General features: G+C 57.9%; 18 protein-coding genes. 13 read left to right on the top strand and 5 right to left on the bottom strand.

Translation table 11 applies throughout. The features are described from left to right. Nucleotides 1-439 precede the first annotated feature (439 nt). The 10 genes from GGD65_RS19600 (at nucleotide 440) to GGD65_RS19555 (ending at nucleotide 11,268) form a co-directional block, all read left to right on the top strand. On the top strand, nucleotides 440-2,239 hold the full coding sequence (locus tag GGD65_RS19600; protein WP_409362749.1) for an HrpF/NolX family T3SS translocon protein: 1,800 nt from the start codon (nucleotides 440-442) through the stop codon (nucleotides 2,237-2,239). Nucleotides 2,240-3,129: 890 nt separating this feature from the next. Next, nucleotides 3,130-3,426, top strand: coding sequence for a hypothetical protein (locus GGD65_RS19595; protein WP_179733244.1), 297 nt, complete (start codon nucleotides 3,130-3,132; stop codon nucleotides 3,424-3,426). A gap of 71 nt (nucleotides 3,427-3,497) precedes the next feature. Beyond that, the gene (locus tag GGD65_RS19590) at nucleotides 3,498-3,731 is read left to right on the top strand and encodes a nodulation protein NopA (protein WP_084674877.1); all 234 of its coding nucleotides are present in this window, start codon (nucleotides 3,498-3,500) and stop codon (nucleotides 3,729-3,731) included. Between the two features lie 114 nt (nucleotides 3,732-3,845). Beyond that, the gene (locus GGD65_RS19585) at nucleotides 3,846-4,736 is read left to right on the top strand and encodes a hypothetical protein (RefSeq protein WP_179733242.1); all 891 of its coding nucleotides are present in this window, start codon (nucleotides 3,846-3,848) and stop codon (nucleotides 4,734-4,736) included. Between the two features lie 33 nt (nucleotides 4,737-4,769). Next, complete coding sequence (locus tag GGD65_RS19580) at nucleotides 4,770-5,309, top strand: hypothetical protein (RefSeq protein WP_179733240.1); 540 nt, start codon at nucleotides 4,770-4,772, stop codon at nucleotides 5,307-5,309. A gap of 2 nt (nucleotides 5,310-5,311) precedes the next feature. After that, nucleotides 5,312-5,740 (top strand): M48 family metallopeptidase, encoded by a 429-nt coding sequence (locus tag GGD65_RS19575; protein WP_179733239.1) that lies wholly within the window; start codon nucleotides 5,312-5,314, stop codon nucleotides 5,738-5,740. Nucleotides 5,741-5,748: 8 nt separating this feature from the next. Continuing rightward, nucleotides 5,749-7,866: a type III secretion system export apparatus subunit SctV gene (gene sctV / locus GGD65_RS19570; RefSeq protein ID WP_183236306.1), complete on the top strand. Its 2,118-nt coding sequence runs from the start codon at nucleotides 5,749-5,751 to the stop codon at nucleotides 7,864-7,866. A gap of 215 nt (nucleotides 7,867-8,081) precedes the next feature. After that, complete coding sequence (locus tag GGD65_RS19565; RefSeq protein WP_246783341.1) at nucleotides 8,082-8,480, top strand: tetratricopeptide repeat protein; 399 nt, start codon at nucleotides 8,082-8,084, stop codon at nucleotides 8,478-8,480. A gap of 1,259 nt (nucleotides 8,481-9,739) precedes the next feature. Next, a complete protein-coding gene (locus tag GGD65_RS19560) occupies nucleotides 9,740-10,489 on the top strand; it encodes a hypothetical protein (RefSeq protein WP_091956594.1) in 750 nt (249 codons plus the stop codon). Between the two features lie 59 nt (nucleotides 10,490-10,548). Further along, a complete protein-coding gene (locus GGD65_RS19555; RefSeq protein ID WP_183236304.1) occupies nucleotides 10,549-11,268 on the top strand; it encodes a hypothetical protein in 720 nt (239 codons plus the stop codon). Nucleotides 11,269-11,535: 267 nt separating this feature from the next. Here GGD65_RS19555 and GGD65_RS19550 read toward each other — a convergent pair whose 3' ends face one another. The 4 genes from GGD65_RS19550 to GGD65_RS19535 all read right to left on the bottom strand — a co-directional run bounded on the left by GGD65_RS19550 (nucleotide 11,536) and on the right by GGD65_RS19535 (nucleotide 15,781). After that, on the bottom strand, nucleotides 11,536-13,362 hold the full coding sequence (locus GGD65_RS19550) for an NEL-type E3 ubiquitin ligase domain-containing protein (RefSeq protein ID WP_183236303.1): 1,827 nt from the start codon (nucleotides 13,360-13,362) through the stop codon (nucleotides 11,536-11,538). A gap of 804 nt (nucleotides 13,363-14,166) precedes the next feature. After that, nucleotides 14,167-14,400, bottom strand: coding sequence for a hypothetical protein (locus tag GGD65_RS19545; RefSeq protein WP_246783340.1), 234 nt, complete (start codon nucleotides 14,398-14,400; stop codon nucleotides 14,167-14,169). Beyond that, the gene (locus GGD65_RS19540; RefSeq protein WP_183236302.1) at nucleotides 14,381-14,545 is read right to left on the bottom strand and encodes a hypothetical protein; all 165 of its coding nucleotides are present in this window, start codon (nucleotides 14,543-14,545) and stop codon (nucleotides 14,381-14,383) included. The genes GGD65_RS19545 and GGD65_RS19540 overlap by 20 nt, the downstream gene beginning before the upstream one ends. Before the next feature lie 966 nt (nucleotides 14,546-15,511). Continuing rightward, complete coding sequence (locus tag GGD65_RS19535) at nucleotides 15,512-15,781, bottom strand: hypothetical protein (RefSeq protein ID WP_183236301.1); 270 nt, start codon at nucleotides 15,779-15,781, stop codon at nucleotides 15,512-15,514. 2,018 nt (nucleotides 15,782-17,799) lie between these two features. Here GGD65_RS19535 and GGD65_RS40215 point away from each other — a divergent pair. Next, complete coding sequence (locus GGD65_RS40215) at nucleotides 17,800-18,072, top strand: hypothetical protein (protein ID WP_246783339.1); 273 nt, start codon at nucleotides 17,800-17,802, stop codon at nucleotides 18,070-18,072. A gap of 816 nt (nucleotides 18,073-18,888) precedes the next feature. On the opposite strand, the gene GGD65_RS19525 is transcribed toward GGD65_RS40215, so the two are convergent. Next, nucleotides 18,889-19,200, bottom strand: coding sequence for a hypothetical protein (locus tag GGD65_RS19525; protein WP_183236300.1), 312 nt, complete (start codon nucleotides 19,198-19,200; stop codon nucleotides 18,889-18,891). A gap of 307 nt (nucleotides 19,201-19,507) precedes the next feature. Between GGD65_RS19525 and modC the strand changes: the two genes are divergently transcribed. Then, nucleotides 19,508-20,632: a molybdenum ABC transporter ATP-binding protein gene (gene modC, locus GGD65_RS19520; RefSeq protein ID WP_183236299.1), complete on the top strand. Its 1,125-nt coding sequence runs from the start codon at nucleotides 19,508-19,510 to the stop codon at nucleotides 20,630-20,632. Nucleotides 20,633-20,686: 54 nt separating this feature from the next. Beyond that, the gene (locus GGD65_RS19515; RefSeq protein WP_312017718.1) at nucleotides 20,687-21,256 is read left to right on the top strand and encodes a DUF2478 domain-containing protein; all 570 of its coding nucleotides are present in this window, start codon (nucleotides 20,687-20,689) and stop codon (nucleotides 21,254-21,256) included. Nucleotides 21,257-21,705: the final 449 nt, after the last annotated feature.

Raw genomic sequence — 21,705 nt, 5'->3', positions numbered from 1 at the left:
CACCATAAAGATGCTGCGGAGACCTGCGACGTTGTTTCACGAATCGGCGCACGTGACCATCCGCAGAGCGGCAGACTCGGCCTCGCTAATTCGACCTAGTTGGCCGGGAGGCGAGCGATCGAGCATAACAAGCAAGCCGATTCCGATATCGAGAACCCATCACCGCCTCTCACACCATCATTGCGCGTCTCGTTGTGAAACCTCTGAGCGCCGTCAGCTTTTGGAAAGCTAATCGAACCTACCATGTGGCGTGAATATCTAGACGGCGATGTGCCTATAGATTGTAGCGGAACTGAGCGCGGGGGGCGCACTGAGCAATCGGAAGCGAGTGGTAGGAGCCATCGAAGCCTATCGACATTTCTTGCTCGTTGTTCGTCGCGATTCTCGGGCTGCGCCACATCACCGGCTTGTGGTGCGATCTCAAATCAGAGGACGTATAATGTCAGTCAACAACCTATCGCTAACCGCCAGCTCGAGTTTGTCCGGGCTGGCCCCCGGGCCCTCATCGGCGCGGGATCTTTCAAATTTCGAGGCGATGCTGGCTAGTTTCTCATTGAAAGACAATGCCGATGACCGCTCCACTCCACAGGATCCGCCGGCTGCAGACTCGGCCAAGCAGCTGACGGAGGAACTGACGCAGGAGGTGCGGAACATCCTCCCGCCGGAGATCAAGGCCGCACTGGACGCATGTCAGCAGGCCCCAGAGCCATCCTCCGCGGAGTCCTCCTCCGCTGCGAGCGCCCCGAAGATTGCAGAGGCACCCGTACAAAGCTCCAGGATCACGTGGAACAGCGGCACGCTGACTGATGCCGAGCTGCAGATTGTGTCGGTGCTGAACCGACACAAAGACAAATGCCCGCTGGATTGGAAATCTCTTGGAGATTTGGCCAACGATCCCTCCACACCGCCGGATCTAAAGGCGGCGATCGAGGCTCTGCAACTGGACCCAGAGCTCTTCTATGCGATAGGCTCGCAAGGTGACGGCCGCTGTGGCGGGAAGATCAAAGCAGGCGATCTCTCCGGCTTCTCCGATCACCACCCTCAGGTTGCTGCTTTCCAGGAGCAGCGGGCAAAGAGCTATACGCAAAACTACATCCCTTCCGACGGCACCCGGAATGGCGAGCCATCGGTTATGACCCAGACCGATGCATTGCGCGAGCTCTATCGCTATTCTGACAACCTGCCTAAGAACCTGAGTCTAGCGGATTTCAAGCGGATCGTCGACGGCGAAGCTAAAACCGGCAAATGCCCGCCACAGGTCCTCGCGGCCGCTCAATACTTCCTCGACCACCCGGATGAATGGAAGCACTTGTACGGTGGCTCGATAGACAAGGTCCACAAAGAGGACTTCCTGCAGGTTGCTTCATCATCGATGAATCTCTCGCAAGCCGAGCTCGATACGCTCAATACGATCAGCAAGAACCAAAACGCATTCTTCGGAAAGGGTGATCTGACCCGAGAAAAACTGGCGAGCATGGTCGATGATAAGAGCCTCGCGCCCGAGGTGCGAAAGGCGGCCTCCCAGCTGCTCTCCGATCCTGTGTTGTTCGGGTTGATGAACAACGCGATTACGGGCTACAAAACCCACCATAAGTTCTTCGACTTCGGCGGAGGTCATACGGTCGATTCCGGCAACATCAGCAAGACCGATTTCAATCAGTTCTTCAACAACATGTCGGGTGCGAACCGCACCGCTCACCAAGTGAAGACGCATGCCGTCCGAACGCCTGCCGAGCAGGACGCGGTCGCGGACATGACGATGGGCGCGGCAGACCAGCCCGACATCAAGTCTCCCAAAAAGAACGGTGGCGCCTTCATGCACGCACTTAATGACGTGCTCAAAGTTGGCTCTAAAATATTCGACTGGGCCGCGACAGCAGTCGGCGTTCTTGGCTTCATTCCAGGCTTGGGTGAATTGGCCGATCTGGCGTCAATGGTGCTCGAAGCCGAGGCGCAAGCTGCAAATCTTCTTCACACTGCCATCAGTGGCGGCAACATGAAGCAAGCGCTGGAAGAAGCCGGGCTTAGCCTTGCGGCACAGGCGGTGGGCTGCATCGCCGGACCTGAGGTCAAATTAGCAATGCGAGAAGGCTTGGTGAAGCAGGCAATTCAAGAAGCCGCGACGGCCGGCATCAACCTGCCGGTTTCGGTGGCCCAGTCCTATGCGGAGGATTATCTGAATAACCTAAAGGCTCGCATCGAATCTGAGCGCTTGCAAGCTGCAGGCGCTAACGCCTAGGCGGAGCGACACTATCTTCTCAGGATCACGCTGGAACGCTAATCGAGCTTGCGCGGCCTGCGCGCGGTTGGGCCTCTCTGCCGAGCAGTAGGTCGCGCAAGCTCTACCAGCATATTTGAGACCGCCCCCGAATCCGAAGAACTTATTTCGGCTCTTCACTGCGTACAAACTATGTTGGCCGCACTCGATCGTTCGAATCCGACCTCAAACCCAGTCTGCCGCTGTGAAGTTCACATCGATTGTATACGTCCGCCTGTCAAGACCGCGATGCATTAATACTGCGCGACAGACCGGCCGCAGCCGCGGAGCCTTCCGGTTGCGCAAGGATCGAGAGCACATTGGTCCAGAGCGGTAGAAGTCCGAAGGGCTCTTTCTCGAGTGGCGGGCTTCTGCTCGGTCTCCCTGAAAGTAGGTCGCGATTGACGGATCTGCTATGGGCCCGCCAGGACCGAGGGACCGCTCTTGGCCGCTGAATCGGCCGTCACTCTGGCTTTCCGCCTCGCTCCGACCAGGTCAAGCTCCACCTGCAAGCAAATTGTCGAAAGAGCTCGGAGGCATCGCAAGGGACGTGAGCCCGAGATTGCAGCACGTCGGCCTCAAAACGCTTTTGTTAGTGGTGGCTTTGATATTTCGCTATTGAAGCTTTGGAAACGATGAGCAACGTGCTCACCCGACCAAGCTCCACAAACGATTGTTTGTCTTAACACTGATCTCCAGCTTTCGCGGGCAACTTGTTCAAATACGGTCGGCTGGTGAAGATGTATAATGATGATCGACCATCGGCTCGTTGCATTTTCTACGACTCGTCAGCTTGTCGAAAGCTAATACTTGCATAGTGGAGGATGGAAACTGCCTCCATTGGCACGATCGAATTGACATAGGAGAACCCGATGCGCGTTACGAGCTCTAGCGCCGCTGGGCACGTTGATGCTGACCTCCATGCGGCTGGCGGCAAAAGCGGCGGCAAAAAAGGATCTCACAAGCCTGGCGAGGGCGACGATCATGCCCGATCGCCTGATGCAAACATTCCCGTAAACGGCGGCGCGTCCACTCCGGGCGGCAACTCGCACGAAGCCGCTATGCAGCAAGCGTTCAGCGCCGCTTTGGGAGCCGCTGCTCTCCAAGTTGCGAATAGTGCAATGAGCCATTTCGACGATGTCATGGCCGAGACAGAGGAGGATTCCTGACGTCGCATGTTGCGACGTTAGGAAATAGGAGCCGCACGTCGCGGCGAAATTCGAGCACACAGGAGAATAGTATGACTAAGAATGTTGGTGCGTCTCATACCTCGACTGCAGGTGGGGCAGCCGGTACCGCTACTGCTGCAGCCGCTTCCACGGCTGCTGAAGCTGCTGGAGAGGCGGCATTCCAACGGCAAATCGCCGCTCTGACTTTGACCAGCACAAAGGCTGCTGAGAGGGATGTGGAACTTCGCGTCGTCTCGACCGAGCTCTCGACCGTCAAGAAAGCGGCCGATGAGCGGGTGCAGTAAGGGATGAGATGGGGCGACGTCGCCGCCCCACCTTCCCCGGCTGCTTAGTCTGTGAAGTCGCACGGGCCGTACGGTTTTGCCGTACGGTTCCGTTCGCTGTTCAGGAAACCGACCGTGAATGATCCAAATTGCCCGCATTTCGAAGTGTTGTCGGGGTGTTACTCCGGGCTGACAAGTAAAGTGGGGGTCGGATCGTGTCTGATTGGCAGCAGCCTCGATGCTGACTTGATCTTCGTCGAACAAGGCCTCGAACCGCACCATCTTCGTGTCACCCCCCGTTCCAATTCAATTGAGATCGAGGCCCTTGCCAGGGACGTTAGGATCGAGGGGCAAGAGACTGTTTTACCGAACGAATCCATTGTTGTCCCTCTTCCTGTCGTTTTGCATGCCGGGGCGATGTCCATTCGCTGGACGACCGAGGACTACAAACAAGCTGGCTCCATCGACCGCCGGCATATATCGCTCGCCTTTCTTGCTTTGGTCCTGATCAGCTCTGCCGCGGTTGGCGCAGTCTCACCCAGTTTTGTCCAGACCGTCACCGCCGTGGCGTCAAGTCCGTCGTCCCCTGCTCCGGACATTGCGCCCAAGCTGGCGCTCAGCGCTCCTGATGCTCTGGCCACCGATGCAGCTGCCGAACGGTTGCAAGAGGAAGTTGACAGAGCGGGCCTTGTCGGCATCAAGGTCGGCTCTGGGGCGGGCGTTGTCACCGCCGATGGCACCGTTACGCCCGCCTCGCTCGCCACATGGCGAGACGTCCAGCAGCGGTTTGATCACAATAGCAATGGCGCTTATACGCTCGTCAATGCGGTGGCTATCAAGGATGAGAAGACGCCTCCCGCAATTGGGGTCCAAGCTGTTTGGCGCGGGAGCGACCCCTATATTGTCATTGCTGGTCAAAAGTATTTCGTCGGCGCGCTCTTAAGCAATGGATGGACCGTCTACGGGATTGAGGAAGGGCGTGTTCTGCTGAGCCGGGATGGCCGGCTTGCCACTCTACCCTATTAGCGTTTTAGGCCGCAGGTAAGGAAGCAAAGTGCCATGACTAGGCTGCCCCCCAATCCCGTCGAGCCCGGCACCTCTTTTCAGGAGCCAAACGTTGATCATCATGCATCTGCCATCACGCCGGTCAATTCTCGAGCCAAATCCATCGGGATTGACCGGACGCGCGGCAATGATCCCAAGAGCCACACCTCACTTTCTCGTCATAGTGACGTGCCGGATCGGCTGGTGGACGCCACGATCGAGAGCGCGCTCGAGCTCAGTTCGATCGATGCAGTTTCGCGCATCAATCTAGACGAGGCGCGCGCCCCGCCAGGTCAGATCGATCCAAGCTCGGAACTCGCTTGGCTTAATGAGCCCAATCTCGCGCACAGTCTGCTCTCCTTCGTGACGCCGCGCTTACGTCATTCGCATGTTCTGCGTCCAGAGCAACACGGCCTTCTTCTGGAGCGTTTAGCTGATACGCTATCAGCCGCGCCAGAGGATTTGGTGCCGCGTGAAGGGGCCGCCCTTCTGCAACTGGAGCTGCAACGTTTAATCCTGCTCCGGCAGAGTCACAACGGCCTGATCAAAGGCTAGCAATGGTCGGGCCAGACAAAGTGCAACACTTCACATCTACACAGCCGCCGATCGTTGCCGAAGCCGGCGCTATCGAGCTGATCTCCGGGCCGGAGCGAGATTTGCTCTGCGTGCTTTCTTATGTCTACCTCGCGTGCGGACAGAGCGCCAAGAGCCTGGCTCTGTTGCGGCTGGTCGCTCACGAACAGTCTCAAGACATCGGCCTGCTCCGCATCCTGGCCTACGCTCTCATCTCGGAGCGTCGCGGTGACGAAGCACTGTCGGTATTGGACAGGCTTGACAAACTGGATGACGAGCCGTCTTCGTGTCCGCCCTTGATGCTGATGCGCAGCCACGCCCTGCGCCACGCCGGCCGCATGACCGAAGCGCAAGCCGTCTTCAAACGCTATGTTTTGTTGCGGGGCAGCACAGCTGCAATCGAACAACAATAAGGCTTCTCATGGCCAACCTTCTACGAAATCTCCTCACGCGCGCGCCGGCTCACCCGGATTTGATGGTCGCGTTGATGCTTCTTCTGGCGATCGGAATGATGATCATGCCGATCCCGATCGTCGTGATCGATATGCTGATCGGCTTCAATCTGGGGTTTGCCATATTGCTGTTGATGGTAGCCCTGTATCTCAACACGCCGCTCGACTTTTCGTCCCTGCCGGGCGTCATCCTGATCTCCACCGTCTTTCGTCTCGCTCTTACCGTTGCAACGACGCGACTGATCCTAGCCGAGGGCGATGCCGGCAGCATCATTCATACGTTCGGCGATTTCGTCATATCCGGCAACATCGCCGTCGGCATTGTCATATTCCTGATCGTGACCATGGTGCAGTTCATGGTTCTCGCCAAGGGCGCCGAACGGGTGGCGGAGGTATCGGCGCGCTTCACGCTCGATGCGCTGCCGGGCAAGCAGATGGCGATCGACGCGGAGCTGCGCAACGGCCATATCGATCAGCACGAAGCCCGTAGCCGGCGCGGCGCGCTGGAGCGAGAAAGCCAACTGCACGGCGCTATGGACGGCGCTATGAAATTCGTGAAGGGCGATGCCATAGCCGGACTAATAGTCATCTGCATAAACATGCTGGGTGGCATCACGATCGGATCGCTCTCCAAGGGCATGTCCCTCGAGGAGGCGATGCATCATTATACCATCCTGACGATCGGTGATGCGCTCATTTCGCAGATTCCGGCCCTGCTGCTGTCAATTACAGCTGCAACCATTGTCACTCGTGTCAACGGTCCTTCCAGACTCAATCTCGGCGCCGATATCGTCAACCAACTTACGGCCAGCACACAAGCGCTACGCTTGGCCTCCTGTGTCTTGCTTGTGATGGGGTTCGTTCCTGGCTTCCCTTTGCCGCCCTTTGTCATACTGGCCGCGCTGTTCTCCGCCGCCAGCTTTCTCAAGGTTGGCGTGCAAGAGGGCAAGACCGCTCTCAAGGCCGGCGCCGGTGCCACCGGCTCGGCTCCCGCTTCCGCACAAGGTCAGAAGCAGACCGTGCCCGCGGAGGCACTTCCGATTACGCTGTCGCTGGCGTCGAGCCTGATGCAAGCAATCGACGTAGGGGAACTCGAGCAGTGCGTCGCACGGGTTTCGGCACTGGTTTCAGCTGATCTTGGCATCACAATTCCACGCATTCCCGCCCAAAGCGCACAGCACCTGGCCCAATCGCAATTCAGGGTGGATGTCGAAGGAGTGCCGGTGGAAGAGGGCGCCATTGACCCGACACAACTCTTACTTAACGACGACGTGGCGAACATTGAACTGAGCGGGATTCCCTTTTGGCAAGACCCAGACACGAATCGGATCTGGATCGAACAAGGCCATGCGCCCGCTCTCAAGGCTGCCGGAATAGGGCACCACCGTCCGAGCGAAATCATCGCCTTGCGCGTCCAGTCGACGTTGACACGCTATGCACAGCGCCTGGTGGGCATTCAGGAAACGCGTCAGCTGCTTAGCCGGATGGAGCAGGAATATGCCGATCTGGTGAAGGAGGTGCTGCGCACGACACCGATCCCTCGCATCGCGGATGTGCTACGTCGCTTGCTGGACGAGGGCATCCCGGTCCGGAACACCCGTTTGGTTCTGGAGGCGCTTGCAGAATGGAGCGAACGGGAGCAAAGTGCCGTACTGCTCACCGAATATGTGCGCTCCGTTCTGAAGCGGCAGATATGTCACCGCTATGCCAACGCCCATCGTGTTGTGGCGGCCTTTATCGTCGAGCGTGAGACCGAGGATATCGTGCGAGGTGCGGTGCGCGAGACCGCTGTCGGTCCCTACCTCGTTTTGGAGGATCGGCAAAGCGAGATGCTACTTGCACAATTTCGCCAGATCCATTCGAGCATCGCGCGCAGTCAGAATCAGCCAGTTATCCTGGGCTCGATGGATATCCGGCGCTTCGTCCGCGGCTTTCTCACCCGCAATGGAATAGACCTACCTGTTCTCTCGTATCAGGATCTCGCCTCGGATTTCACCGTCCAGCCGATAGGCTCCGTCAAACTTGCGCTTGGCAAGGACAAGACACCTACAGGCAGGCATCGTGACCTCCTCCCTGCGGTCGACTGACGAGCAGGTGTGGGGTCGTGAGGTCGCTTATGAATTCATGTAAGATTACTGTTCTGCGGCGCTGGCGTAACTTTCGTCGCCATTCGTGCTCGGCCTTTCTCCCCATGCTTGCCATTGTGCTGCTCGCGGGTTGCGCTAACTCGCACACGTCGGGTCTTTCACAGCAACCGACGTCTACGGCAGAGCTGGTTAGGGCCAAGGAGGTCGATCCAGCTATGCGCGAGCGCATTTCTCACGCCCTCGGTCGCGATGCTGACGAGAAGGCTTTGCGCGATGCGCTGAAGCAACGACCGGACAATGTCGATGCGGCGATTCCTCTTGCGCGGGGCCTGCTGATGCGTGAAAGCCCTGATGAGGCGCTTGAGGTGCTCGACAACATCTTGCTTGCAGCACCCGGCGACGTGCGCGCACTGAACGCCAAAGGTGTTGTGCTCGATCACGAGGGCCGCCATCACGAGGCGCAAACGCTATACCGCCAAGCCCTGGCAACTGACCCAGAAAATCCGATGTTGAGCAACAATCTCAAGCTGTCGCTCGCCCTTGAAGGGAAGAGGCAGAACGGCAATCCCGACCCACAACTGCAAGCGGATGGCCGGCACGCACCGTACCGTTAGAGGTAGTCAACGAATAAGAGCGGATCGCAGTTGCTCGGTGCCTGTCTGTCAGCTTACCGACAGCTAGCCGATCATTAGCCGCCGTGGAGGCTCAAGACTTAAATTCCGTGCGAAGCGACATCGTTCGTACAACGAAACCGACATGTATAACCAGGATCAGTAACCCAACCACACGCCAAGTGTATCCGCGACGGATGAATGAGACGCCCCGCGAACAATGGATCTTACTGAACTGATAGTCAAACGTTTCCAGGACTTAGTCTCTACTAAGAATTCGGCGCCATCGAATTCTTCCTCCGGGTCGATCTTCGATGGCAACCCCGCCGTACTCGCTCATTTCCAAGCCGCCAGTGGTTGATATCTCAAAGTCTTAAGTTTGCTGGATGAGATGAAAGCACCTCGACGATAGATCTCAGCGTCACTCATCCGCTGAGCGAGAGCGCACATGCGCCAGCCAATCGTTCATTCCCTAAAGGTTCTTCTGAAGCCGCACCACGCAGCGTCATCAGCGAAATCTGCGCCAAGACGAAGATCACCGGTTCCGGTCGCTCGACGCCGGCTTCTTTTGACGGAGCGTCCTCGATATCGCTTCGCCACCGATGTTGAGCCGTCAGCCGACCCCCCGCTCACCCTTCGATCTTGTTCTCCATGACACATTAATTTCGCCTCGGCGCGAGCAGATGCATGCTTGCTATTTGCGTCACCAGCCCGCTTCAGCGCCCGTATATCTCGATATTCTTCAGCAGAGTGAGAGCTCGTCGTTCGGGGCATCTCTCGGTAATGACGAGCCACTTCGCTATCTGCCGAAAAGACGATCTGATCCAGCAGACCTTTGATGATCTGCCAAGCCATAGCTGAACCGCGAAGCACCGCCTCGATTGCGCTTCCACCGAGCTCGCAGTCTGACGCTACGCAAGATTCGGTCGCTTCATGCCAATCTAGATGGCGGCAGCGACAGATAACCTATGGTAATCGCAACGACCACCACAGGCAGGCAGTTGATTCTTGGTGGTGCATTTCCAGCTGCCCACAAACCTCACGTAGATCACCAGCACAAGTGATTTACTCCCGATTCTCAGCCTGCATCGTCGTTGCGATCCAACGACGTCACTTGCTTGATGTTGAAAAAGTACATCGGGTGCAGAGCTCTCGCATCGAAGGTTCATTGCCCCTTCTTTCTGCCATGTTCGCACCCAAAGCAGAGACGCGCCGGTTGCGCACTTTGCGCGCGGCAATAGCGAGTATCTCAGGAGATTTCCATGGTGAAGCCAGTTGTAATTGTGGTCGGCGCGGACAAGGGAGGAGTCGGCAAGACGACCGTATCACGAACGCTACTGGACTACTTCAGCGTCAACAACGTGCAAATACGCGCATTCGACACGGAGTCGCCGCGGGGAACGCTGAAGCGATTTTATCCCGAGATCACCGAGATCGTCGACATGACGACGACGGCTGACCAGATGAAGATCTTCGATACTCTGAACTCAGGGCTGTCCGTTACTGTCATCGATGCTCGCGCAGGATTACTGTCCTCTGCGTTGGCTTCCTTGCGCGACATCGGATTTCTGGACTCGGCGCGGTCTGGCCAGATCACGTTTGCGGTGTTCCATATCCTGGGATCATCCATCGCTTCGCTAGACGAGATCGCGGAAACCGCGACCTTCATGAGCGGCGCAAAGTACTATCTGGTCAAGAACTTCATCAACGACACTCAATTCTTCCAGTGGGATCAAGCGACCTATAATTCCTATTTTCACCGCATCAAACATGCGACTGAGTTGGTCATACCGAAACTTAACGAGATGGCTTATGAGCAGGTGGAAGTCGCATCCGTCCCGTTCATAGACTTCGTCGCAAACAAGGGGCGGAACGATGAACCCGCGAACAACTCCTTCGTGCTGCGCGGCTATGTCCGGCACTGGCTGGCAAACGTCTGGAGCGAGTTTGATCGCATCAACTTGACGGAATTGGCCGGCGCCAAGTCCGCAACCCGGGCCGGCGAGAAGTAGTCGCATATTCGGCGAGCTCAGGTCGGGCCCACGTACGAAACACAATTGATCTGCTGGCTATGTTAGCGACCCCCATCTACATCATCTGCTCTCCTAGCCCGCAGGTCGGTAAAACTCTCATCGCTCGGGCCATGAGCGAGTTCTTGTTGCTGAAAAACGGCACAGCGCTGTCGTTTGATGTCAACTTGAAAGAGCCGTCATTGCTCGACTACCTCCCCAATATCACGGAGACCGCGGATGTGATCGACACTTACGGCAAGATGCAGCTGATGGACCCCCTTGTCATCCACGATCGGGTACCCAAGGTAATCGATCTCGGCTTTCACGCCTTCGACGAATTCTTTAAAATGTGCGATGAGATCGGCTTCATGAAGGAGACGGCGCGCTGCTATGTCGCCCCTATCATCCTCTTCGTCGCGGGCGCTGACCGCATCTCGTTTCGCGGTTATGAAATGCTGCAGCGGCGAATTCCACCGGCGTCGCTGGTCACCGTCCACAATGAATTCGTGCTGCGTGGCGAATTACCTGAAGCGATGGATGGCGAGCGGGTGCTTCGGATTCCCGCGCTTCCTCTGTTCCTCAAAAGATATATAGACCGGCTTAGCTTTTCCTTCACTGGATATCTGCGCAACGAGAAGGACTGGTCCACCGAGCTGCATCAATGGATCCGACGGAACTACAGCATGTTTCGCGATCTGGATTCGAGTGTGATGCTGCGAAAGGCCTATCGATCTCGGGGCACGGATATCGACAGCCTACGTTCCACAAGGGCCACCTGAGATTCCGATCTGCTTGCCAGCTATTCGTGCGGCTATGAGCAGTCTTCAATAGCGTTCTCAACGGGACGCGAACGCATGAATTGCGGTGTACGAATCTGCAGTGGATTGCCCAATCTTTACCGTGACGTCCGCACCGATCACGCGACCGGCAGTGACGGCAGCTCATTCGCCGAATAGCTCATGCAGACACGTCCGCGAAAGGATCGATAACTGTCTTCACCTTGTGAGCGGCTAGGCGGATCGACAGGCCCTTCCATCAGAGGACGCTCATAGATCAAGGCCGAGTTTCCCGAGCACCTGGTGCATGACCGCGCTTTTGATCTCGCGGGCGATCTCGTTTCGGATCTGGGCGCCGAGCACCCGCTCGGCATCGGCATTGCCTGTCAAACCTTCCTCGGCCAGTTGGAGACTCAGACGGGTTTGAAACTCTTCGCCCATAGCGTCGACGAGCCGCTCCTGCATGGCAGCATAATCTTCGGGCGCGATGCGCCTCGTCACGCTTTCCCACGGTTGCCAGCGCGTTGCCAGATAATCGGCAAATTCCGCCGCTTCCTGATTCCGCACCGATGCCCCAGCGCTGGCCACATCGTCCTCGGTCACGTGAGAGACGTTCATGAAGCGCATGTCGGGAGCGATGTGCCGCAGCTCGAGCGGGTCGCGCAGCTGGGTCTGGTAGGCAAGGTAGACCTCGATTTCATCGACGTCCGCGTCCGGATCGGCACGACGAAGCGAGTTGACCCTTTCGCGCGCGATTTCGTCTAGCGCTTCCAAGCGAAACATGACGCGGCCGTGCTGGAGCAGTTCGCCCAGTCGCCCGTCATAGACGCCGTCCTCGACATCAGCGTTCAGGCGTGCGGTCTGCATTCCGTTCCAGGCCAAAGTAACGCGATCCTCGCAGCTCGCGCTCGCTTCCGAAGCCAACTCGAAATATTGCTCGCGCAAACGCGGCCTAACGGCTGCCTGCCGCAAATCTTCGGCGACCGCCTGGCGGAACGCCTCGTTGCCATAGTTCACGGTGCCACGGAGCCTGTCGAGGAAGCGTGCATAGTCCGCGGCCCCCGCTTCATGGCCGAAGTGCTGCCAAGTGGCCATTGCCATGGGCTCGTCCTCGAGCCAGTCCGCGGCAACCTCTTGCAGGGACCGCGGCTGAATTTCCACCGCTCCGTCCGCCGTCGAGAAGAAAACCTGCGGGCCGGCATAGTGTCCGGCATGCATCGCTGTTGCAAGGCCGGCCTGCACCCAATCGGCGAGCGGATTATTCTCCAGATCAATGCTCGAGTCACGACTTAGCTGCGTCAGCAGGGTCTCGGGCACACTGGTCAGCTGGTTGTTGCTGGCGCCGAGCCACAGCAGCTCGGGCGGGACCGTCTCAGGCAGGCTGGTCAGCCAGTTGTGGCTGGCGCTGAGCCATTCGAGCTCGGCCGGAAGAGGCTCGGGCAGGTCCGTCAGCTGATTGTAGTCGACGTTCAGACGCTGGAGCCCGGCTGGAAGCCCGGGCAGGTGGGTCAGGCGGTTGCCGCTGACGTCCAACTCCTGAAGCGTTGCTGGAAGGCGTTCGGGCAAGCTGGTCAGCTGATTGTTGTCGACATTCAGCCGCCGCAATCCCGGCGGCAGCTCTGCGGGCAGGCGCGTCAGCCCATTGCTGATGGCATAGAGCCGCCGCAGCCCAGGTGGAAGCTCGGGTAGGCTGGTCAGCCGATTATTGCTGGCGTAGAGCCGTTGGAGGCTCGCCGGAAGGGTCTCGGGCAAGCTGTTAAGCTGATTATCGTCGACATTCAGGCGGCGCAACCCGGCCGGAATGGACGCCGACAAGGCGGTCAGGGACAGAGACGACAGATCTAACGGCTCATTGAGATCGCCCGCGCCCCGCCAAGCCCTCGTTACCGCCTGTTGCCGATCCTCATGTTGCCCCTGCCCGTTTTCGGCAGCCCAGTCCGTCAACATCTCGTCCTGCGAGGCAGCCGCCTCGGCAGCGGACGCCTGAACGTCCGTTAAGGCCTCTCCCCACTGCGATGCGGCCGGAGAGCCCGGTTCGGAGCTTTCCGAATCGGACGTTGCGGAAGGAGTACCAGCGCCGAGCTGTTCTGCATTCATCGATGTCGTCTCTTCGGTAGCAAAATGAAGCAAACGCGCCGGGGCGCATCTTAGAACTGGTTACCGGCCATGGAGAACGCTCCACCGGCTAACTGCAATGAAGTGCGATCACACAGCGGGGCCGTCACGCACCGCTGGCGCGAATACGCTGGCGAGTGCTACCGAGTAACTTCAGACGGGGCAGCGAACCCAGGCGAAGTCTCGCTCGTGGATCAGTTGATATTGGAGTCTATCCCGGTGCCCCCTGCCAGATCTAGCCCTTAGCCGGCTCTGCCAGCGAGTAGCGATGTTCATGATACGAGAGCCAGCTGTCGATAAGCTGACAGACCGCGGAGCGACGAAACTGGACGGCTCCCATCAATTACACAACCTTAGGCTCAGCGCGACGCAGTGAATTACTTCGAGCTGGGCCGACTGGTGCCGGGCGCCGGCACCCTGGCAGCGGGACGCTTAGGCTCGCAACTTTGCTGTCGCTTGCGGAGGCGGCCCCACTTCCCCCTGCGTTCAACGCTTATGCTAAATAGCTGAGCTAAAAAGCTTGCAGCCCATCGCGCCTCATGCCGCTCGGCCTTCCACGAGACGCGGCGCGCATCCGATGTTAACAACACGGGCTCGCTCAGTTTCTCCGATGACGAGTTCCCAGCCATTGACATCGGCCAGAAAGACCGGACCTCCCCCCCTCGGCTCACCGTCGCAGATCTCGACGGGCAAGCGCTGATGAGACGGCACTTGACCCGTACGCGTTCGACTGAATGATCGAACAGCTGCATCTGCACTGGTGCGAAGACTTTCTGTATGCCGAGCTCAATTTAGTCGATCCGCGCCGCGATCAATGAACTCGAGCATCGACTGCGCCTCATTGATCTCGCGTGAAATCCGTATTGCCATCTCCTCCGTCGCGATCAGTCCCGCTCTCTCGCAGGCTAGCCCAAAATGATGCATCACCTGCTCGTCAGAGGGCGCGATACGGTTCTGCAACAAGCTGGTCGTCAATGACGAGAGCATGTGCTCGACGACGTCATTCTCCGCCTGGCTCAAGATCTTGTCCTTCTGATTTTTTGTTCGAAGGGTCGACGTTGCGCAGTTTCTTGTCGCGCGTGACCACCACTATTGAGAATGCAACGATGTCGCTGGCGCGATCGATTTTGCCTAGTGCCCCCGTGAGGCTGGTTTGAATGGACATAACGACCTTCCGAGCTTTCACCGCAGCGCTCTGTGCGGCCATCAGTCCTGCCGGTCATCGCCTCTGGCCGGATGAACAGTCTATTCCGTTGGAGTATTTGCTTGCGAGCGCGGGCTGTTCACCCGGCGTGCTTTCGCTGGACCGCTAAAAACGCGATTACGGCTGGGGTCAGCCATATTCTGCTGCCTGTATCGTTCCACCATCCAGGCCATCTCGCGACTCCAACTGGTCGGTGTACCTTAGCCCGACGCCCCGTGCAGACGATGCAAATGGCTCCCTGGCCATCGCCCGCAAGCGCGAAAACTGGCAATCGGCACGCCGTCCCCATCGTCTCCACTTGCGATGCGCCATCAACGCCTGCCAAGCGGGCCTTTATCTTTTACGCATCAGCAAGCCTACAACCTGTCGCAGCGTGAGATTCAAGCTATCAAATTGGTCTTCTGAGGCGGACTGTGCACAGCGGATGTCGATAGCAAGATTGTCCATGGAATGCTCATTTGGCTCGACACTGCGTCTAGCCGACATTTGCGTCAGATTGCCAAGATCCCAATCCCGGCGCATGCGTCTCTTTCATTGGATGGCGCGTGCCGGGGATCGCAGTCAGGCTGGCTCGCCTTCCTAGAACAATCGTCCCCATTGCTTTCTCATGTTATTGATGTGGTCCACCTCGCCCATAAATTATTTATCGGGTAAGCGATTGCGAATGCCGGGTACCACCACGGGACTGACCAGCATCAGAGAGGAGGCGTTCGCAAGAAGCCGCCGCCGCTTTACGCCGCTTGGGCCGCTAGAGCTCGACATCGCTACGGTGCGACTCGCGAGCTGTGGCCCAAGTCAGGTCGCGCCCAGCGACTCAACAGGCAACAAAGCCGTCGAGCTCTTGCAAGCTCCGCCGCCATCGACCATGGGGACATGCGTTATGCGTTAATAGTTCCTGCTTGAGCCGCGTGCGTGTCGGACATGAATTTAACTGCTCCGGTTCTCGGTTTTTCTTCGCGCACCAATCAATCCTGTGGAGCGCAGGAATTGTGCAAAGGCACACGATCGCAGGGCCGTGAAAACGCGAGGATCTGCCTCGATTTCTCGTCGCGCGCGCGGTGTAGGGTGATATCGATGATAAGAGTGGCATACATCGAACTGCTCGCCGAAAGACGGACGTGAAGTCGCAAGTCCTCGGATGCGGTTGTTCGGCAGGAATGCGGAGCCAAGGAATGGCCGCTCGATGACGATCGCCATAATTGATACTCCAGGGACGAAGTGAACTATATCTGTGATGACATCAATTGATGATACATTGAGTGAGATCAGATGGCTGCGGAACGAAATCTGGCGCTGCCGTCGATTCCTTAAAAGGGACCTACCTGGCTCGGAGCCCAAGGCCGTCGAGAAGCGTCTGCTTGAACAGCTTTCTGCCTTTGAACGGCTCTTGTCGACGGCGTTTCCTTTGACCTTGAGCCCTAAAGTGTATTCGGCCAAGAGCACCACGATCGGGCGAAGCGACTCCCCTGAAGCGCCCATCGAGAACGCCGCAATGGCATCAAGCGGTTCCTTCGAGAAGCCGATGGGCAGCTAAAAAAAAGAGGTTTCCTAGCTCAATCTGTACCTTGAGGCCGGCACTCGAGACCAAGCTAATCCCCAGCTGAGAAATCTGAGGAAGACCGCGACGGAACAAACCTCCAACGCTAACATTCCGGCGATCTTTTGCCAGTTATAGCGATTTAGCCGCCTGACGGAAGATACCTGGTTGCCGACCATAACGCCCTAGATTGATGGGCAGCACGGATTCCTGCAGATGTCCGGCCGTAACCACCACAGTTTGCGCAGATCGTCCTTCCGACCAGTTACGGTGAGCCGATGGCAATCTCACGACGGCCTCAAAGTCGGCGAATGACTGCAGCGCTGAATAAAGCGCAACTGCTGCAGTACGAAATAGAAGTTCAGAGCGCATTACAACCTCGTAACACGCGTCGGCGCACTATTGATCGGTGATCGAGGCCAGTCGATTCACGGAGCTCAGTCCCCCTGATAGATGAACTGCGCTCGGCAGCTTCCAGCGCGATCGACCTTCGGCCACCAAGCCGGCCAAATTCCGGCGCCCGTCAGTCTGAACGCCTCACTGTCGCTCGATTTCTGCAACTGCTGCTCGGACGCTTCACTCTCGATGGAGGACGATCGGAAGTCTGTTGAGACGTCGTCTCGGTCCGTCGTTTCTCTCCGCCGCGGTTGGCATCATGCGGCGGCATTCGCCGCGCAAGTTCTTGAAGTTGTCCCTAAGACAAAATATGGCTACGTCCACATCGCTACGCCCTGTAAAGTGGTCACAGAAGCGCTTCACGTCTGGTCTGCACGACGTGAAGACTTCCTCGGCCCGCCGATCCCGCGCACGAGCGTGTCCTGTGCACCACGTGGCTGCGATCACGATCGCAGCTAGGGCGGCTGCACAGCGATGCGCATTGCAAATCCAGCTCATTCCCCGCTCTTGATTCACCAAACCTGTCTTAAGCCGCATATCCTTCACTATTATTCTTCGCCCCGCGAGCGTAATCTGTTTACCGGATGGGCGCCTCGGCAGCCACTGTCGCTGTTGCGGGGTAGCCGCAATGATGACGGCCTCTCGAATCATCGTCCCGCCAAGCGCAACACGCTCATTGCGAAGAGCGAGATACAACGAAGATCGGCCGTTTAGCGCTTGTGTGGCGACTGGCTCCCAATATGGTGTTCTGCTACGCAATGCCTACAACCTGACGCTACGGTCGATTCAAGCACTTTGAGCGTCCCGCATGTGTGAATACGTTCTGAGACGGGCATACCCAGTACGGCAGTAAGACGAACTGCCGACAACTGCAGGCCTGACCGGCTGCCCCGGGTAGGAAGGTCACCGGTGTTGGTGGATGACGCTTGGCCTAGTGTAGGGTTTGAAGGCGAAAAGGGCACGCATCGAGACGATCGGCGACAAGCTGCGTCGACGCAGCTCGCTTTGTGGCTGGATGGTGATTGTGGCAACCGTCACGTACCGTCGATTCGACAGCCTCAAACCGCTTGCTGCTGTTCACGGTACGCAATTGCTTCAAACCAGCTCAGCGGCTTCGGCCTTGAGCCGCGCTGGCACGCCGGTTGCTACTAACGCCGGCAGCGCGCAGCCTAGCCGGAACTCGGAAGACACCATGCGTCGTTGACTGCTGCAGGTCTTTCTGCGGACGGACGCGAACCGCGCCTATGTTCGCGATTCCACTAGGACAAAAGCGAGACTTCACATGAGGAAATTGTCGGTACGCGAGCTTTCCTTGGTCCGCAGCTCAAGTGTTGTGGCAGCAGCCATTCTGGTTTCGCCAGCAGCAGGCGCCGATGAGGATTTGATGAGCGCCGCCAAGCGGATTTTCAAGTCGATTCCCTCAATCGTTCCAGCGGTGAAGGACAATCCTATAACCCATGAAAAGTTCACACTTCGCAAGTCCTTGTTTTTCGATCCGAGGCTATCGGCGATGGCGACGGATATGCTCTCACTGATCAGCAAAAAGCCGGACTGAAGCTACGAAAAGGGATGCTCCTCTTGCCACAACGGGATCCACGTCGGTCGACAGGACTACTTCCCGTTCGGCATGAGCGAAAGGCCAGCCGAAAGCTTTGCTTCCGAGGGAAGACAAGGGTAGTTTTACCGTAACCAAGGATCTTGGCGACGAGTATGTTTTCCGCTCGGCGCCGTTGCGCAACGTCGCATTGCGTCTCCCCTACTTCCATTCTGGTCAGGTTTGGAGTCTTAAGCAAGCGGTTGACGTGATGAGTGAGGTTCAGCCTGGCGCAAAGCTCAGCGATGAAGAAGCTGACGAGATTGTCGTCTTTCTGAGTTCGCTCACCGGCCAGCTGCCAAAGATCGATTACCCCAATACTGCCCACCCGGACCGGGTGCAGCCCCAAAGCGCTCCTTAGACAAAAAGGCCTTCACGATAGCGGACACGCTTGTTGTGATTAGCGATGAAGATAGCGCTGCCACAGCGAAATCAGGCGATGCCGCGGTCCAAGCTGGAGCATTCAGCAGACCCACATTGCGAGCCTCGAGCCCCAACCCGTTCGTCGCGGACGCAAGAATTCCTTAGGCGCCTGTCAAATTATCCATCTCGGGCAGATCAATCCTGGGTCACCTCGCATTGCAATGCATCATTAACGAGTTTTACGGCCGCGTGTTCGCCAAAGCGCCATCTCAAATGCAAGAGGCGATGAATCATCCTCAGTTTCCATCTCCTAGTTCCTGCATGTGCGGTTGGTGTCGCGAGCGTTCAAACCCTTACAATAAGATGCGTCGATTTAAGACGTCCGGTGGAAACCGATACAAAGCCCCCTTGCCGCTAGACGCACAGATATTCCTTGAAACGGCACGCGGATTGCTGGGTAACGATGTCCCATGCCGCGAAGGAAGCGGCCGCGGCGGAGCCGGAGTTCCAATGAGGCTTATCCGATTCATCCTGATCGATCTGGCTTTGATGCTGCTCGCACCCGAGAATGCAGAGGCCATGACCATGGCAACCGGCGCAAACTTCAAATCGGCTACCAAAGCTGTGGGATCCTTGATGCGAATTTCCGGCTCCGAGCCAGTATTCAGCTCTGGCGTGAGCCGACATGTTTACCGCCAAACCTCTCAAGCCGCGCCATTTGGACATTCAGCACAAGCCCTCCGCCCGGAGGAGCAGGCTCAGAACCTCGCGCTGCTGGACAGGCGCTTTGCCCCTCATTGGCAAGCGCACTGGGCAGCGTCCGATTGTCAAGATCCTCGCGGCGCGGGGATACTCAACAAGCCTCTGGTCTTAACACCGATCTGCAGTCCGCCGCCGCACCTTATGCCCTCACGCGAGCAGAGACGCCGTTCTGGAGCGGCACAGACTGGATTGTCGGAGGCATGGCCATCATCTGCATTGCAGCGATTGTGTTCGTAACTTGGATAGGACGATACAGCACAGGCCCAGGTTCATGAGAGAAGCAAAAACGGGCTATATTGAGGTTGCCTTCAACGACCCTCTCGCAAATATCCCGCTTGATGCGCAATTCAGCCTACCAGCCAAAGGCGTCACAGCGATTTTTGGTCCGCCCGGGTGCGGCAAGACCACACTCGCGCGCTGCATCGCTGGCGTGCAGCGTCTGCCCAGTGGATTTTGTGCGGTCGATGGAGAGATTTGGCAGGATGAGACGACGTTTCGACCGCCTCATCTGCGTCCCGTCGCATATGTATTCCAGCTATCAATTCTTCCTTCTCATTGGTCTGTACGGCGCGCCCTCCTATATAAGGCGTCGAAATCGACACCGACACTGATCGATTTTGATGGTGTGGTCGAATTGCTCGCCTTGGCGCCACTGCTCGAGCGCTCCCCATCACATCTTTCCGTGGCCGAGCGACAGCGACTTGCCCTTGGCAGCGCGCTGTTAGGCCAGCCTCGGCTACTTCTGCTGGACGATCCACTCATTGTGCTCGACCGCTCCGCCAAATGCGAGATCCTGCCATTTCTCGAGCGCATGCGGGAAAAGCTCCCATTGCCGATGATCTACATCAGTCATGATATCGCTGATATCGAGCGTTTTGCCGATCATCTTGTCATGATGAAAGATGGCTTCGTGATTGCGGCCGGGCCGCTCAATGTCGTTCAGAGCGATCCGGCGCTTGCCAGGCGCAGCGAAGCGGCAGTCTGTCTTGATACCTTGGTCGGCGGCTATGACGGACGCTATGGGCTGATCACGCTCCGCCTCAACGGGGCGCGCCTTCTGATACCTGGAGTGCCGCTTAGACCGGGCGCGCAGCTGCGGCTGCGCATCGCAGCCAGCGATGTCAGCATCGCGTGCGAGCCCCCACGGGCAAGCTCTATCCTCAATGTATTTCCGGCACGCATCAAAGCCTCTCTGCCGTTCGACGACGCGGAGGTCACCTTGGTTCTGGCTCTTGAAACTGGCCGTTCTGGCGTGCCGCTTTTGGCGCGCATCACGCGCCGCTCCTTTGATGCGCTACGGCTCAGCAATGGAGCGGACGTTTTTGCGGAGGTCGCGCGCGCCGTTCCGCTCGGGGCTGCCGAGCGGGGCTTGCAACGCGTGCCACGATCCGCATGAGAGCGTTCGACAGCTATGCCCCGATACGAGAAACACATCAACAGGAACCCCGCCGTGATCGATAATCTGGATGAGATAGATCCGAATAGTGTGGGGGCTGTTCTCTACCGTCCAAAAGACGATGTCGATAGGCTACTGGCCGATTTCGCTCAGGATATCGCGCAGCAAGGCGTACGCATCGGCGGCATCGTGCAGCGACACTCGAGGTGCGCAAATGGCACGCATGTCATGCTCGCAATTGACGTTGCGACGGGACAAGAGATCTCGATTTCTCAGCCACTCGGCAGCGGAGCTATGTCCTGTAATCTCGATACAAATGGGCTTGCCGAGGCCGCAGCTGTCGTTTCCCAGGCACTTCGCGACGAGATCGATCTTCTCGTGATCAACAAATTCGCCAAACAAGAAGCCGCTGGCCGCGGCCTGCGCGCCGAATTCGTTGACGCGATCACCCGAGGCGTACCAGTCCTGACAGCCGTTCCGAAAAAATGCCTTGCCGAGTGGCGAACCTTCACCGCGGGCGTTGGCACGCTGCTGCCTTGCGATCGTCAATCCTTGGAGCAGTGGTGGTGCGATATTTCAACGCGCGTCGCGCGCAGCGGGGCCTTCAGCCCCAGCCGCGGATAATGGGCACGACGATACCGGACCGCTTGATGACGACAATGAGACTGCCGAGCACGTCGTCTCCGACATCGCCAATCAAACTCTTCCACCACCTCCGAAAACAGCCTTAGCTCTGGCGTCCGCTCCCACGCTCTGTGCCACGTGTTGCCCCGCGAACGGCCGATTGCGGACTTTCAATGGCCAGACGTCGCAGTTCAACCAGCCGCACGCGCTAACCAGTTCAAGCCGACATCAACCCCTCAGTCGGTTCTGCAGTGCCTGCCGGTCGACTACGAGATTGCTAAGGTCTAGGTCTGGCTGTCGTCTCCCCGCCAACCGCCTGGCCAGCGCCCGCACACCGTCGAGCACAAAGACACCGAAATCGTAGCCGTTCCTCTGCTGGCGTATGGAGGCGTTTTGCAGGTTGGCCCCCACACGTTGTGCGAGCATGGCTCCAGGGCTATCATTGTGCC

Origin of the sequence: Bradyrhizobium sp. CIR18, from assembly GCF_014198295.1 — a bacterium.
Taxonomy (GTDB): Bacteria; Pseudomonadota; Alphaproteobacteria; order Rhizobiales; family Xanthobacteraceae; genus Bradyrhizobium.
Note: the sequence above shows the minus strand (reverse complement) of the source record. Positions and strands in the feature narration are given on the sequence as shown.

Coding starts and splice junctions, on each gene's coding strand:
- GGD65_RS19600 (WP_409362749.1), top strand. CDS start 440: ATGTCAGTCAACAACCTATCGCTAACCGCCAGCTCGAGTTTGTCCGGG.
- GGD65_RS19595 (WP_179733244.1), top strand. CDS start 3,130: ATGCGCGTTACGAGCTCTAGCGCCGCTGGGCACGTTGATGCTGACCTC.
- GGD65_RS19590 (WP_084674877.1), top strand. CDS start 3,498: ATGACTAAGAATGTTGGTGCGTCTCATACCTCGACTGCAGGTGGGGCA.
- GGD65_RS19580 (WP_179733240.1), top strand. CDS start 4,770: ATGACTAGGCTGCCCCCCAATCCCGTCGAGCCCGGCACCTCTTTTCAG.
- GGD65_RS19575 (WP_179733239.1), top strand. CDS start 5,312: ATGGTCGGGCCAGACAAAGTGCAACACTTCACATCTACACAGCCGCCG.
- sctV (WP_183236306.1), top strand. CDS start 5,749: ATGGCCAACCTTCTACGAAATCTCCTCACGCGCGCGCCGGCTCACCCG.
- GGD65_RS19565 (WP_246783341.1), top strand. CDS start 8,082: ATGCGCGAGCGCATTTCTCACGCCCTCGGTCGCGATGCTGACGAGAAG.
- GGD65_RS19560 (WP_091956594.1), top strand. CDS start 9,740: ATGGTGAAGCCAGTTGTAATTGTGGTCGGCGCGGACAAGGGAGGAGTC.
- GGD65_RS19555 (WP_183236304.1), top strand. CDS start 10,549: ATGTTAGCGACCCCCATCTACATCATCTGCTCTCCTAGCCCGCAGGTC.
- GGD65_RS19550 (WP_183236303.1), bottom strand. CDS start 13,362: ATGAATGCAGAACAGCTCGGCGCTGGTACTCCTTCCGCAACGTCCGAT.
- GGD65_RS19540 (WP_183236302.1), bottom strand. CDS start 14,545: ATGTCCATTCAAACCAGCCTCACGGGGGCACTAGGCAAAATCGATCGC.
- GGD65_RS19535 (WP_183236301.1), bottom strand. CDS start 15,781: ATGGCGATCGTCATCGAGCGGCCATTCCTTGGCTCCGCATTCCTGCCG.
- GGD65_RS40215 (WP_246783339.1), top strand. CDS start 17,800: ATGAGGAAATTGTCGGTACGCGAGCTTTCCTTGGTCCGCAGCTCAAGT.
- GGD65_RS19525 (WP_183236300.1), bottom strand. CDS start 19,200: ATGTCCAAATGGCGCGGCTTGAGAGGTTTGGCGGTAAACATGTCGGCT.
- modC (WP_183236299.1), top strand. CDS start 19,508: ATGAGAGAAGCAAAAACGGGCTATATTGAGGTTGCCTTCAACGACCCT.